At 70.8% G+C, this 13,363-nt stretch carries 14 protein-coding genes and 1 pseudogene; 5 read left to right on the top strand and 10 right to left on the bottom strand.

Annotated features, from left to right (window positions below):
- Nucleotides 1-40: 40 nt before the first annotated feature.
- From H9Y04_RS32965 to H9Y04_RS32950, 4 genes are all read right to left on the bottom strand, one after another.
- A complete protein-coding gene (locus tag H9Y04_RS32965; protein WP_187817802.1) occupies nucleotides 41-1,132 on the bottom strand; it encodes an acyl-CoA dehydrogenase family protein in 1,092 nt (363 codons plus the stop codon).
- Nucleotides 1,129-2,310 carry an acyl-CoA dehydrogenase family protein gene (locus tag H9Y04_RS32960; RefSeq protein WP_187817801.1) on the bottom strand — a complete coding sequence of 394 codons (1,182 nt, stop codon included), beginning with the start codon at nucleotides 2,308-2,310 and terminating at the stop codon, nucleotides 1,129-1,131. The genes H9Y04_RS32965 and H9Y04_RS32960 overlap by 4 nt, the downstream gene beginning before the upstream one ends.
- Nucleotides 2,307-3,275, bottom strand: a complete 969-nt coding sequence (locus tag H9Y04_RS32955; protein ID WP_187817800.1) for an NADPH:quinone oxidoreductase family protein — start codon at nucleotides 3,273-3,275, stop codon at nucleotides 2,307-2,309. Before H9Y04_RS32955 ends, H9Y04_RS32960 begins: the two co-directional genes overlap by 4 nt.
- A gap of 91 nt (nucleotides 3,276-3,366) precedes the next feature.
- Nucleotides 3,367-3,984 carry a helix-turn-helix domain-containing protein gene (locus tag H9Y04_RS32950; protein ID WP_187817799.1) on the bottom strand — a complete coding sequence of 206 codons (618 nt, stop codon included), beginning with the start codon at nucleotides 3,982-3,984 and terminating at the stop codon, nucleotides 3,367-3,369.
- An 89-nt stretch (nucleotides 3,985-4,073) separates the two neighbouring features.
- Here H9Y04_RS32950 and H9Y04_RS32945 point away from each other — a divergent pair, with 89 nt between their 5' ends.
- Nucleotides 4,074-5,024 (top strand): NAD(P)/FAD-dependent oxidoreductase, encoded by a 951-nt coding sequence (locus tag H9Y04_RS32945; protein WP_187817798.1) that lies wholly within the window; start codon nucleotides 4,074-4,076, stop codon nucleotides 5,022-5,024.
- Nucleotides 5,025-5,079: 55 nt separating this feature from the next.
- Nucleotides 5,080-5,976: an SDR family oxidoreductase gene (locus tag H9Y04_RS32940; protein ID WP_187817797.1), complete on the top strand. Its 897-nt coding sequence runs from the start codon at nucleotides 5,080-5,082 to the stop codon at nucleotides 5,974-5,976.
- A gap of 49 nt (nucleotides 5,977-6,025) precedes the next feature.
- Here the strand turns inward: H9Y04_RS32940 and H9Y04_RS32935 are convergent, their stop codons facing one another.
- Nucleotides 6,026-6,661 carry a TetR/AcrR family transcriptional regulator gene (locus H9Y04_RS32935; protein WP_187817996.1) on the bottom strand — a complete coding sequence of 212 codons (636 nt, stop codon included), beginning with the start codon at nucleotides 6,659-6,661 and terminating at the stop codon, nucleotides 6,026-6,028.
- Between the two features lie 137 nt (nucleotides 6,662-6,798).
- On the opposite strand from H9Y04_RS32935, the gene H9Y04_RS32930 reads away from it, so the two are divergent.
- Nucleotides 6,799-7,584: an SDR family NAD(P)-dependent oxidoreductase gene (locus tag H9Y04_RS32930; RefSeq protein ID WP_187817796.1), complete on the top strand. Its 786-nt coding sequence runs from the start codon at nucleotides 6,799-6,801 to the stop codon at nucleotides 7,582-7,584.
- A 123-nt stretch (nucleotides 7,585-7,707) separates the two neighbouring features.
- On the opposite strand, the gene H9Y04_RS32925 is transcribed toward H9Y04_RS32930, so the two are convergent.
- From H9Y04_RS32925 to H9Y04_RS32905, 5 genes are all read right to left on the bottom strand, one after another.
- Nucleotides 7,708-9,195 (bottom strand): GMC oxidoreductase, encoded by a 1,488-nt coding sequence (locus H9Y04_RS32925; protein WP_187817795.1) that lies wholly within the window; start codon nucleotides 9,193-9,195, stop codon nucleotides 7,708-7,710.
- Nucleotides 9,196-9,265: 70 nt separating this feature from the next.
- The gene (locus H9Y04_RS32920) at nucleotides 9,266-10,099 is read right to left on the bottom strand and encodes an enoyl-CoA hydratase/isomerase family protein (protein ID WP_187817794.1); all 834 of its coding nucleotides are present in this window, start codon (nucleotides 10,097-10,099) and stop codon (nucleotides 9,266-9,268) included.
- A 112-nt stretch (nucleotides 10,100-10,211) separates the two neighbouring features.
- Nucleotides 10,212-10,943 (bottom strand): PIG-L deacetylase family protein, encoded by a 732-nt coding sequence (locus H9Y04_RS32915; RefSeq protein ID WP_187817793.1) that lies wholly within the window; start codon nucleotides 10,941-10,943, stop codon nucleotides 10,212-10,214.
- A 107-nt stretch (nucleotides 10,944-11,050) separates the two neighbouring features.
- Nucleotides 11,051-11,704 (bottom strand): SRPBCC family protein, encoded by a 654-nt coding sequence (locus H9Y04_RS32910; protein ID WP_187817792.1) that lies wholly within the window; start codon nucleotides 11,702-11,704, stop codon nucleotides 11,051-11,053.
- Nucleotides 11,697-12,068 (bottom strand): ArsR/SmtB family transcription factor, encoded by a 372-nt coding sequence (locus tag H9Y04_RS32905; protein ID WP_438818183.1) that lies wholly within the window; start codon nucleotides 12,066-12,068, stop codon nucleotides 11,697-11,699. Before H9Y04_RS32905 ends, H9Y04_RS32910 begins: the two co-directional genes overlap by 8 nt.
- A 121-nt stretch (nucleotides 12,069-12,189) precedes the next feature.
- On the opposite strand from H9Y04_RS32905, the gene H9Y04_RS32900 reads away from it, so the two are divergent.
- On the top strand, nucleotides 12,190-12,996 hold the full coding sequence (locus H9Y04_RS32900) for a (Fe-S)-binding protein (RefSeq protein WP_187817791.1): 807 nt from the start codon (nucleotides 12,190-12,192) through the stop codon (nucleotides 12,994-12,996).
- A pseudogene (locus H9Y04_RS32895) lies at nucleotides 12,993-13,363 on the top strand ((4Fe-4S)-binding protein); the annotation flags it as partial. The gene H9Y04_RS32900 and the pseudogene H9Y04_RS32895, both read left to right, overlap by 4 nt.

Here is a 13,363-nt window from a genome sequence, read left to right as displayed (position 1 = left end):
CCCCCTGCCGACCGGCACGGGGAGGGTACGCCGCGTCGGCTCAGGGTGCCTGCAGATCCACCAGTTCGGCCACCGCCTCCTGATGCACCCCTGCCGCACCCAGCGCGATCGCGTCCGACTTGGCGCGCTTGAGGTACAGGTGCACCGGGTGCTCCCAGGTCATCCCGATGCCGCCGTGCATCTGCAGCGCTTCCTCCGCTGCGTGCACCGCGACCGGCGCGCAATACGCCTGCGCCAGTGCGGCGGCGAGCGGGGCGTCCTCGGAACCCGTGGCCAGCGCGTCCGCCGCGTTGCGGGCGGCGGCCCTGGCGTGCACCGTCTCCAGCCAGAGCTCCGCAAGGCGGTGCTTGACGGACTGGAACGAGCCCACCGGGCGGTTGAACTGGTGGCGGGTCTTCAGATACGCGACCGTCTCCGTCAAGCACCAGTCCGCGAGCCCGAGTTGCTCGGATGCGAGCAGCGCCGCGCCGGCGGTGAGGCCCCGGCGGACCGCCGCACCGGCGTCCGCGGCGAGGAGACGGCCCGGGGCCGACTCCAGCGTGACGACCGACAGCGGGCGGGTCAGGTCCAGCGGCGTCCGGGCGCTGACCGAGACCCCTTCGGCCGTGGTGTCCACCGCGTAGAGCCCGCTCCCCGCGACGACGAGCAGCACATCGGCCGCCGCCGCGTCCGCCACGGCCGCGATCCGGCCCGTGAGCCTGCCGTCCGCCTCGTCGACCTGTACGTACGAGGTGGAAGGCGCCGTCGACAGGGGCAGCGCGAGCACACCGATGGAGCGCCCGGAGGCAAGCCCCTTGAGGAGCTCGTCGGCGGCCGGTGAACCGCAGCCGAGCAGCGCCTCCGTGGCGATCACCGCGCTGCTGAGATACGGCACCGGCGCGACGAAGCGGCCCAACTCCTCCAGGACCACGGCCGTTTCCCGGGCCGAAGCGCCCTGCCCGCCGAGGGACTCGGGGACGAGCAGACCCGCGAGGCCCATGTCCGCGGCAAGGGTCTTCCACAGGTCGTGGTCGTGCGGTTGGTCGGATTCGGCGCGGGCGATGACCTGCGCCGCGTCGCAGCGGTCGGTGAGCAACGAGCGGACCGCCGAACGGAGCTCGTCCTCGGTCTCCGAGTACAGCAGATCGCTCATCGGGCCAGATCCTTCCAGGCGATGTCCTTGTCGGTGCGCGGTTCCGAAGGCAGGCCGAGGACGCGCTCGGCCACGATGTTGAGCAGCACCTCGCTGGTGCCGCCCTCGATGCTGTTGCCCTTGGAGCGCAGATAGCGGTAGCCGGCGTCGCGGCCCACGAAGTCCACGGTGTCCGGCCGGCGCATCGTCCAGTCGTCGTACAACAGGCCCTCGTCGCCCAGCAGTTCCACCTCCAGGCCGCTGATCTCCTGATTGAGGCGCGCGAAGGTGAGCTTCATACCGGAGCCCTCGGGCCCGGGGTGCCCTGCCACCAGCTGCTGGCGAAGGCGTTCGCCGGTGATCCGCGCGACCTCGGCCTCGATCCACAGCCGGACCAGACGCTGGTGCAGATCGCGGGTGCGCAGCTCGGGCCGCTCGCGCCAGGTGGCGGCGACCGGGCCGATCATGCCGCCCTCGCGCGGCAGGCGCATGCCGCCGATGGCGACCCGCTCGTTCATCAGCGTGGTCTGCGCGACCTTCCAGCCTTCGCCGACCTCGCCGAGCCGGTGGGCGTCGGGGATCCGGACGTCGGTGAGGAACACCTCGTTGAACTCGGCCTCGCCGGTGATCTGCCGCAGCGGCCGCACCTCGACACCGGGGTCGGTCATATCGCACACGAAGTACGTGATGCCGCGGTGCTTGGGCAGGTCCGGGTCGGTCCGGGCGATCAGGATGGCCCAGCGCGCGTTGTGCGCGTTCGACGTCCACACCTTCTGGCCCGTGACGATCCAGTCGTCGCCGTCCCGCACGGCACGCGTGCCGAGCGCCGCGAGGTCCGAGCCCGCGCCCGGCTCGCTGAACAGCTGGCACCAGACCTCCTCGCCGCGCCACAGCGGCCCGAGGAAACGCTGCTTCTGCTCGTCGGTGCCGAACGCAAGGACCGTCGGCGCCGCCATGCCGAGCCCGATGCCGATCCGCTTGGGATCGTTGTCGGGCGCGCCCGCGGCCTCCAGCTCGGCGTCCACGACGGCCTGCAGCGCCCGCGGCGCGCCCAGGCCGCCGAGGCCTTCGGGATAGTGCACCCAGGCGAGCCCCGCGTCGAAGCGAGCCTTGAGGAAGTCCTCGCGCGCGGTGGTCGCCGGCGGGTGCGCGGCGAGCAACTCCTTCGTACGGCTGATCAGTTCGGCTGCGTCGCTCACGCCTGCGCCCCTTCCGGTACGACGGCCACTCGGCCGGTGGTGACCCCGTCGGCGACCCGCTGCACCGCGGCGGCCGCCTGCGAGAGCGGCACACGCTCACTGATCAGCGGCTTGATCGCACCCTTGGCGGCCAGTTCGGTGAGCTGCTCGTGGCAACGGAGCACCGCCGCCGGGTCCTTGGTGTTGTACAGGCCCCAGTGCAGGCCCACGATCGAGTAGTTCTTGATGAGCGCGTGGTTGAGCCCGGGCGAAGGCACCGCGCCGCTGGCGAATCCGACGATCAGGATCCGGCCCTCGAATGCCACGCACTTCGTCGACTGGGCGTACGCCTCACCGCCCACGGGGTCGTAGACCACATCCGCGCCGCGGCCGCCGGTGGCCTCCTTGACCGCGGCGATCACATTCTCGCTGCGCCGGTCGATCACCACGTCGCAGCCGAGCTCGTCGGCGACGCGGGCCTTGCCGGGCCCGCCGACGACGCCGATCACGCGCGCACCGGCCGCCTTGCCGAGCTGTACGGCCGCGCTGCCGACACCACCGGCGGCGGCGTGCACGAGCAGCGTCTCGCCCGCCTGGATACGGGCCCGGCGGTGCAGTCCGAACCAGCCGGTCTGGTAGCCGATGTGCAGCGCCGCGGCCTCGGCGTCGTCGAGGGCATCGGGGGCGGGCAGCACCGCGGCCTTGTCCACGAGGGCGTATTCGGCGAAACCGCCGTACGGCAGCGCAGGGTTGGCGATGATCCGGCGGCCGTCCTCGGTCTCGGCGCATATCTCGACGCCGGGCGTGAACGGCAGCGGCGGCCGGACCTGGTACTGGCCCCGGCAAAGCAGCGCATCCGGGAAGTTGATGTTGGCGGCCCGCACCTTGACGAGCAGCTGCCCCTCGCCGGGGGTGGGCGTGGCCACCTCGTCGAGCCGCATCACCTCGCCCGGCTCACCGGTCTCGTGCACTCGCCATGCCTGCATGCGGGGCCTCCACAGAGGGGGTGAACAAGTCTCCCGCGCATACTAAGCGGTCGCTTGCCCCCTGGGAACGGCCCGGCGAGTACTTTCCACGTCAGTCCTGCGAAGCCCGCTTCGGTTTGGCCCGGACATGCATCCGCTCGCCCTGCGGCCCGAACAGGCTGAGCATCTCCACGGGACCGTCCACCGCGTCGAACCAGTGCGGCACCCGCGTATCGAACTCGGCCGCCTCACCCGGTCCGAGCACCACATCGTGATGGGCCAGCTTCAGGCGCAGCTTGCCGGAGATGATGTACAGCCACTCGTAGCCCTCGTGCGTGCGCTGTTCGGCGTGCTCGTGCTTGGGGTCGGGCGCCTCGATGATGACCTTGTACGCCTGGAGCCCGCCGGGCTGGCCCCCGAGCGACAGATGCGTCCGGTTGTGCCGCACGATCGGCTTCGAGCGCACCCGCGGATCGCCGACCTCGGGGGCGCCGACGAGTTCGTCGAGCGGCACCTGGTGCGCACGGGCGATGGGAAGCAGCAGTTCGAGGCTCGGTTTGCGGTGGCCCGATTCGAGCCGCGACAACGTACTCACGGAGATCCCGGTGCTCTCGGAGAGACCGGCCAGGGTGGCCCCCCGCTCCTTGCGAATACTCCGCAGCCGCGCCCCCACCTCGGCAAGCACCACGTCCATCTCCTCGGCGCCTTCGCCCTCGGAGTGCTCCGGCATCGCCGCCTCCTCTCACCCTTTGCCATTACAGCAACAACACTTGCCCATTCTGCCGTACTCCCCGCACGCTTGCAGCGGAGGTGGTCAAGATGACCCGAAGCACCGAGGCACAGCGGCAGTCGTACGACGTGGTGGTCGTCGGGGGCGGTACGGCGGGCCTGAGCGCGGCCCTCGGCCTGGGGCGCAGCCTGCGCAGCGTCCTCGTGATCGACGCGGGCGAACCGCGCAACGCCCCCGCCGCCCACATGCACGGCTATCTGTCCCGGGACGGGATGCCGCCCGCCGAGTTCCTCGAGATCGGACGCTCCGAAGTGGAGTCGTACGGCGGTGAGATCGTCTCCGCACGGGTGGAGAAGGTCGCGCCGGACACCGGGGGCGAGGTCGATGTGACGCTCGCCGACGGCACCGTGGTGCACGCACGGCGCGTGGTGATCGCCACCGGCCTGGTCGACGAGCTCCCGGACATCCCCGGTCTGGCGGCCCGCTGGGGCCATGACGTCCTGCACTGCCCTTACTGCCATGGTTACGAGGTGCGCGGCCGGGCCTTCGGAGTGATCGCACGCCCCGAGATGGGCGCCCACCAGGCGCTGCTCGTCACCCAGTGGTCCAAGGACGTGACGCTCTTCCTGCACCAGGTCACCGAGCTGCCCGACGAACAGTGGCAGCAGCTGAAGGCCGCGGGCGTACGGGTGGTGTCCGGCGAGGTGGCCGAAGTCGTCGTCGAGAACGACCGGTTGACGGGCGTACGCCTGGCAAGCGGCGAGTTCTTCGCCCGGGACGTGCTCTTCACGGCGACCCGCCCCGTCCCCCGCACCGACATGCTCCCCGACCTGACGGGCGACGCCCTCAACCAGACCCCGTTCGGCCCGTTCCCCGCCGTCGACGAGGTGGGCCGCAGCGGCATCCCCGGCGTCTGGATCGTGGGCAATGCGATGGGACCTGCGGAGATGGTCGTCAACTCGGCGAGCGCCGGCTACCGAGCAGCCACCCTCATCAACGCGGAGCTGGTCTTCGACGATCTGGCCGACCGAGGCGCCTGAGCCGACCACCCGGCCGCCTATGGAACATTGCACGCCCCAGGTGTATCGATGCGCCATGACGGACGACGACGCGCCCACCCCCGGCCTCCCCGCCCCGCCCCCACCCGGTGCCGGCGCCCTGCCCCCAGGGACGTACGACGGCGTAGCCGTCCTGGTCACCGGGGGCGGCACCGGCCTGGGAAAGGCCATCGCCACCGAATTCGCCCGCCTGGGCGCCGACTTGGTGATCGCCGGCCGCAAGCAGGAGCACCTCAAGGCGGCCGAGCACCACCTCTCCGCACTCGGCGGTCGCGTGCTGACCGCCGAGTGCGACATCCGCGACCCGGACCGCATCGCCGAGGTCTTCGACCTCGCCGAGGACGCCTACGGCCTGCCCCAGGTCCTCATCAACAACGCCGCCGCCAACTTTCCGGTCCCCGCCGAGGACATGTCCCCGAACGCCTGGCGCACAGTCGTCGACATCACCCTCAACGGCACGTACTTCATGTCCCGCGAGTTCGGCCGCCGCCACCTCGGCGCCCGCACACCGGGCTCGATCGTCAACGTCGGCGCCTCCTACGCCTGGACCGGCGGCCCCGGCTACGCACACAGCGCGGCGGCGAAGGCCGGCGTGAAGAACCTGGTCGAGACCCTGGCCGTCGAGTGGGGGCCGTACGGAATCCAGGTCAACGGCCTGGTGCCCGGCCTCATGCCGCACGAGGACATGACGGCCGACATCCGCGCGAACCTCGACCGCGTGCGCGCCGCGGACGTCCGCCAGCCCGCGCTGCGGGTGGGCGCGCCCCGTGAACTCGGCTGGGCGGCGACCTTCCTGGCCTCGCCGTACGCCCGCTTCATCAGCGGACACACACTGGTGGTGGACGGCGCGAACTGGCAGCGCCGCGACCTCGTGACGCCTGAAGTGGTGCCGATACGGGAGCAGTTGGGGCGCGGACCGTTCGACGGAAGCTAGCGGTGTTCGTCGGCGCCTGGCATGTGCTCACCGGCGCCCGAGGGCTGTCTCAGGCGCCCCGGCTCCCGGGCACTCCGTATCGCGCGAGCATGGTCAGCACCGCTTGGTCGACCGCGTCGGCGACGGCAGCGTCGTCGGGCTCCCAGTGTGCGAGCAGCATCCGCGGCCAGAACACATAGTTGGAGATCATTCCCAGGAATTGGGTCGCCGCCATCTCCGCATCGTCGAGTCGTGCCGTACCAGCGGCGTTCTCCGCTGCCAGGTAGCGGCGGACCGATTCGAAGTAGGGCATCTTGCCGAGCTTGAACTGGGTCTCGCCGAGCTCCGGGAAGCGGGGCACCTCGGCGATGACGATGCGGAAGAGGGCGGCCATGCCGGGCCGGGTGAGCAGCGCCACGTATCGGCGCCCGATGGCCTCGAGCCCTGCGCGGAGGTTCCCCGGCTCGGGGAGGGGGGCCTCGTCGTCGGCCTTCCAGTGTTCGGTGACGATCGCCTCGAACAGGGCCGCCTTCGTGGCGAACTGCTTGAACAGCGTCGCACGCGACACTCCGGCAGCCTCGGCGATGCGGGCCAGCGAAGTGCCGTCGTAGCCGGAGTCGAGGAACAGCTTCGTCGCCGCCTCGACGATGGCCGTCCGCTTCTGCGCCGCCACGCGCCGGTGGTACTCCGACGGCTGTGCCGTCACTCCCTGTCCCGTCATACCCCCAGTATGCCTCTCACGGCGAGGTGAGTCACTTGACTCACCTCCACCCCTGCTCCTACCTTGAGTGAAGAGGTGAGTCACTCAGCTCACCATCATTATCAGTCCAGGAAGGATGCGTCATGGGACGTTTCGAGGGTCAGACCGTCCTCGTCACAGGCGGCAGCGGGGGCATGGGAAGCAGCCATGTGCGGGGCTACCACGACGAGGGGGCGAATGTCGTCGTCGCCGGCCGCGACGACGCCTGCGCAGATCTCGCCGCCCGGCTCGGCAGCAGGGCGCTGTCCGTCCACCTGGATGTCACCAGCGAGGACGACTGGGCGGCGGCGATACAAGAAGTCGAGGACCACTTCGGGCCGGTCACCATCCTGGTGAACAACGCGGGCGTCCAGAACCCGGCGGCCCCCATCGAGCACACCGAACTCCGCACCTGGGAGCACACCTTCGGCGTCAACGTCACCGGCCAGTTCCTCGGCATCAGGGCCGTGGTTCCGTCCATGCGCAGGGGCGGTGGCGGCACCATCGTCAACATCGCCTCGACCATGGCCCACGGCGGCACGGCCTGCTACGCCCCCTACACCGCCAGCAAGTGGGCCGTACGCGGCCTGACCAAGACGGCCGCGCTGGAGCTGGGGCGGGACAACATCCGGGTCAACTCCATCCACCCCGGCGTCGTCTCCACACCGCTGATCAACGAACCCACGGTCGCGGGCCAGGCACCCATCGCCGACTTCTACTCGCCCGACCCCTTCGCCATCCCCCGCCTCGCCGAACCCTCGGAGATCACCCGCCTGTTGCTCTTCATCACCTCCCGGGACGCGGCTTTCGCCACGGGCGCGGAGTTCGTCCTGGACGGCGGGCTGCTGCTCGGTCCCGCACTCCGGCCCGAAGCCGGCATCGCAGCCTGAACCGGCATCACAGATTGAATCGACATCGCCGCTTGAGCCGACATCGCCGCTTGAGCGGCAAGGCAATACGGGGCTTGCGGTCAGCGCCGGGGCGGCTCCGCAAGGAGCGTTACGGGAGATCCCTCAGCCACCCGCGCGGACGATGCCCGCCAGCGCCCGTTCGGCGAGAGCCGTGATCGTGAGCGACGGGTTGGCGCCGGCCGCGTTGCCGGGGAGCAGGGTCGAGTCCATGACGTACAGGCCCTTCATCCCGCGCACCCGGCCCTCCAGGTCGGTGACCCGGCCGATCTCGCAGCCACCGAGCGGGTGGGCCGTGGGCAGCAGCGGCGAGAGGTCCGGCAGCGGGACACAGCCCGGGGTCGCCTCGGCGATCCGGGCCGTGGCGGCGAGGGCGGAGCGACGGGCCGCCGCGGTCTTCTCCGTGGACCAGTCGGTCAGCCGGACCGCTCGCGTGGCCGGGTCGTAGCGGAAGGTGCCGCGGTGGTCCGTGTCGACCGTCATCGCGAACGACACCGACAGAGCCCGGTCACCGGCGGGCGGGAAGTGGCCGCATTCGAGGAGGAGCGGCAGCTCGAACTCGTCGTGCAGCCGCGTCATCGAGGCGATCGGCGCGCCCTGCGTGGGCCCTGACTGCGCGACGGGGATGACGCAGCCGGTGAACTGGTCGCCGTTGTCCCCGAATCCGCTGCCGATCCCGGCGGGCAGTTCGGGCAGCGCACCGGTCTCGCGGGCGGCCACGAGCAGCCGGTTGGTCCCGAGGGTGCCGGCCGCGAGGAACAGGAGCTCGCAGGTGACGGCCTCGGTGGCGAGCACGCCGCCGTCCGGGGCGAGCCGGCGCACCTGGAGCTCGTAGCCCCGCCGGGAGCGGGTGATGCCGACGACCTCGTGACGGGCGCGCAGTTGCACCCGGCCGGTGGCGAGCGCGGCAGGCAGATAGGTCTGGCGCAGGGTCAGTTTGGCCCCCGTGGTGGTGGCGCCGACCGGATCGCCGGCGGTCACCACGGAGCGGGTACGGCCGTCGAGTTCGTCGCGTACCGCCTGCCAGTTGAAAGCCGCGCCGAGTCCGTACGGGGTGAATCCCGCGCGCCGCACCCGGGTGTCCCAGGAGCGCACATGCGTGTACGGGGCCGCGTCGTAGATGTCGCGCGGCATCGCGGAGGCGCGGAGCATACGGCGGGCGAGCGGGAACCATGTGCGGGCGAGCTCGTCGTAGCGCAGGCCCTTCGGGTACAGGCGCTCGAAGTAGGGGCGCTGGGGTGCCACGGTGATGCCGAAGTAGCCGACCGAGCCACCGCCGACCGTCACGCCGGCGAGCATGTCGAGACCCGACTCCAGATGGTGCTCGACTCCCCCGTCGGGCCCGGGCCCGCCGTCGGTCCCCCGCTCCAGGACCAGCGTGTCCACCCCGGCCTGCCCCAGCCGCAGCGCCGCCACCGCGCCACCGAAGCCGGAGCCGATGACGACGGCGCGGAAGTGGGTCCGGCGTGCGGTCGCGGCGGCCGCGCGGTCCGATGCGGGGAGCACGGCCGCGGCGAGTCCGGCGAGGGTGCCGCCCGCCGCCAGACCGAAGAGTTCGCGGCGTCCGTACGGACGTAGAGAGGCAGATGACATTGGTCCGCTCCGGAGTCGGGCGGCCCCGGTAGCAGGGCCACGGATGCGGACGAAAGGTAACAAATCTGGTCTATTTCCCCTCGAACTCGGCGGCCCGCCGCGCCGCCTTCGCCGTGTATCCCTCCCGCGAGTCCTCCGAGGTGAGCGTGAGGGCGGCCGCGAAGGCCGTGCGTTCGAGGGCCTCGGTCAGGCCCGCGTCCGCGAAGAGGTCGATATCGCGCTTGATGCCCTGCACGGCGAGCGGCGCATTGGCCGCGATCTCCGCGGCGAGCGACCGAGCCGTCTTCTCCAAATCCTGCACCGGGGTGACCATTTGGAGCAGCCGCAGCCGCTCCGCCGTGGCCGCGTCGATCCGCCGGCCTGTCAGCGCGAGGAACTTGGCCCAGCCTGCGCCCGCATCCCTGGCGATCCGCAGATCGCCGCCCGCGTCCACCGCCACGCCGATCTGCGCCTCGGGCAGCGCGAACACCGCGTCGTCCGCGGCCACGCGGATGTCCGCCATCAGTGCGAGCTCGAAGCCGAAGCCCAGGCAGTAGCCCTGGACGGCGGCGACGACCGGCTGGGGCAGACCGGCGAAGACGCGCATCCGCTCGTGCACCCAGCGGATGCCCTCGTAGTAGTTGCGGGTGCGTTCGGCTCCCGACCGTCCGGTGATCGCTCCGCCGGGCGCGGTGACATCGATGCCCGCGCAGAAGGCCCGGCCTTCCGCGCGCAGCAGGACCGCCCTGATGGAGTCGTCGAAGCGGATCCGGTCGGCGAACAGGCCGAGCTGGCGGGTCGACTCCCAGCTCCAGGCGTTGAGCTTGTCCGGGCGGCAGAGCGTGAGGATGCCGAGTCCGTCCTCTATGTCGAGGCGCAGCCGCTCCTCGCCCTCGGCGATCTCCGTACCGGTGGTGTCGATCATCCGCGCCCCCTACCGTTTCTGACGTCGCGTCAGAGTAGGGGGCGGGGGCTGTGCTTTGAAGGGGGTGCTCTCAAGGGGCCGCGCTCTGCAGCTCTCCGCAGCGGGCGCCGGCTCAGAGCGCGAAGACCTCGAACGCCACCGCGGGCTTGCCGCCGAACCGCTCTGCGTTCATCTCGCTGGTCATGGTCAGGAATCCGCGCACGTACGCCTCGGGGTCCTCGTCCGTCAACGCCTCGATGTACGCACGGTGTTCGAGCAACGAGCGCACCGAGCGCTCGAACCCGGGCCCGGCGTCGACCGCGTGCGTGGCCCGCTCGGAACCGGCGATGGCGATCCACCGCACCCCGTTCCACGGGGCGAGGCCCTCCTTCACCAGCTCGGGGAAGATCCAGCGGTTGCCCGCGTCCGCGACGGCGTCGATGGCCGCCTGACCCACGGCCCGGTGGTCGGCCGAGTTGAGGAAACGCCCGCCGAAGCTCTCCCGGTGGTTGAGGGTGATCACCAGCTCGGGCTTGTGACGGCGGATCGCGGCGGCGATGTCGCGGCGCAGTGCGGTGCCGTATTCGATGACACCGTCGGCATGGTCGAGGAACTCCACCGTGCCGACGCCCACGACGGCGGCGCTGGCCAACTGCTCCTGCTCACGCAGCGGGGCGCACTTCTCCGGCTCGAGGGTGTCGATCCCGGCCTCGCCGCGGGACGCGAGCAGATAGACGACCTCCCGGCCGCCGTCCGTCCAGCCGGCGACGGCTCCGGCACAGCCGTACTCCAGGTCGTCGGGGTGGGCGACAACGGCGAGTGCGCGCTGCCAGTCCTCGGGCATGGGAGTGAGCTGTTCGGTCATGCCCGCAAATCTAACGGCCGCCACCGACAAGGGGATAGGCCATACGGCCGGTATCGCGGCCCCGGGCCGGCATCGCAAACCGGCGCCCGACCGAGTCGCCGCGCCCGTCAGCCGCCGTCCGGCCCGGGGACGTAGAACCGCGTCGTCGCCTGCGCCATCGCGTCCGCGACCTCCGCCGATTCCCCGTACGCCACGTTCGCCAGGCGCCAGGCCTCGCTGCTGGCCGTCATCAGCTCGCCCGCCTCGGCCGATTCGCTCCATGCCTGGGCCTCGGCCCGGTCGAAGGACGCGCCCTGCGCGAGGAACATCTCCAGGCCCACGAGACCGAGATCCCAGCCGACACCGGTGGCCCCGGGCCCGAACTGGTCCCAGAACTCCGCCGGCACGATCGCGATGTGCTCCAGCTCGAACCGCGTACGGTCCTCGCCCTCGGGCGTGAGCCGGACTTCGACCTCGCTGAAGCCGTCCTCCTGCTGCGGGCCGTAGATCCAGCTCACCCTCAGCAGCCGCGGCTGCTCGCAGCGCAGGATCTCCCCGCCCGCGTTGCCCTCCAGCTGATAGGAGCCGCCCGGCTTCAACTCCCCTGTCACGGGCAGGAACCAGCGGCCGACGCGCTCCGGATCGGTGCACGCCTCCCATACGTCCTCGATTCCGGCGTCGTAGACCCGGCTGAGCACGATCGCGCGACCCCGCCCCTTGGGGGTGTCGGCATCCCGTACAGCGCGCCGCATGGCGTTGATACGGTCGGCGATTTCATTCATCGGAGCTCTCCCTCGATTTGCTGTCCCGTTGCCCGGATCGTCGCCTGGCCCGCTTACCCCGCGCGAGTTCGGTGCCGAGCGCATCGAGCCGCTGCTCCCAGAAGCCCCGGAAGCGCTCGAGCCAGGCGTCCACTTCCTGGAGCGGACCCGTGTCCACGGCGTACAGGCGCCGCGTTCCTTCGGCACGCACGGTGGTGAATCCACTCTCGCGCAGCACCCGCAGATGCTGGGACACAGCGGGCTGCGAGATGCCGAACTCCTCACGGATGGAGGCCGTCACCTCGCCCGAGCTCCGCTCGCCCTCGGCGAGCAGCTCCAGGATGCGGCGCCGGACCGGGTCGCCCAGAACATCGAAAGCGTGCACGGCCCTCAGGCTGCCACCCACCGCTTATATAAGTCAACTCCTATAAAGCATCGAGCCTCCCGGAGCGGCGGGTCGGCGCGTACGCTGCATCCATCCGATGACCGACCGATGAGGAGTCGCGATGCGTGTCGCTCTGTTCCTGACGTGCGTCAACGACACGCTCTATCCCGATACCGGCCGGGATGTGGTCAAACTCCTGACCAGACTGGGCGTCGAGGTGGATTTCCCGATGGCGCAGACCTGTTGCGGGCAGGCTCACTACAACACGGGCTATCGCCATCAGGCCGAGCCGTTGGCCCGGCATTACTCCGATGTCTTCGGCTCCTACGAGGCGATCGTCACGCCGTCCGGCTCGTGCGCGGCGATGGTCCGCGAGCTGTATCCACGGCTCGGCGAGCGGGCCGCGGCGGAGGGCCGGGGCGGGGAACTGTCGCGGGTCCTGGCCCCGGTGATCCCCAAGACCTACGAACTCACCGAGTTCTTGATCGATGTGCTCGGTGTGGTCGACGTGGGCGCGTACTACCCGCACAAGGTGACGTACCACCCGACCTGCCACGGCCTTCGCTCGCTCGGCCTGGGCGACCGCCCGCGCAGGCTGCTGGAAGCGGTCAAGGGACTGGAGCTGGTGGAGCTGCCCGGCGCCGAGGAGTGCTGCGGCTTCGGCGGCACCTTCGCCGTGAAGAACCCCGATGTGTCGGCGGCCATGGGCCTGGACAAGGTCCGCAACGCCGAGTCCACGGGCGCCGACCGCCTCTGCGCGGCGGACAACTCCTGCCTGATGCACATCGGCGGCACGATGACCCGGCTGCGTACGGAGATCAGACCTGTGCATATCGCGGAGATCCTGGCGCGCACCGAATACGACGGCGCGACCGAAAACGACGACACAACCGAAATCGCAGCCGAGACCGAGGGGAATGCGGCATGAGCGGGACCTTCGTCGGCATGCCGGCCTTTCCCGAGGCCGCGCACGAGGCGGTCGCGGACCGAACGCTCCGGGCGAATCTCCGGCACGCCACGCACACCATCCGCGACAAGCGGGCGAAGGCGGTGGCCGAACTCGACGACTGGGCCGAACTGCGCGAGGCCGGCAAACAGATCAAGGACCACACGCTGCGCCATCTCGACGCCTACCTCGTGCAGTTGGAGGCCGCCGTCACCGCGGCGGGCGGCACCGTGCACTGGGCCACGGATGCGGACGAAGCCAACCGGATCGTGACGGACCTCGTGCGCGCCACGGGTGAGCGTGAGGTCGTCAAGGTCAAGTCGATGGCCACCCAGGAGATCGGCCTCAA

The organism is Streptomyces polyasparticus, assembly GCF_014493765.1.
GTDB lineage: Bacteria > Actinomycetota > Actinomycetes > Streptomycetales > Streptomycetaceae > Streptomyces > Streptomyces polyasparticus.
Note: the sequence above shows the minus strand (reverse complement) of the source record. Positions and strands in the feature narration are given on the sequence as shown.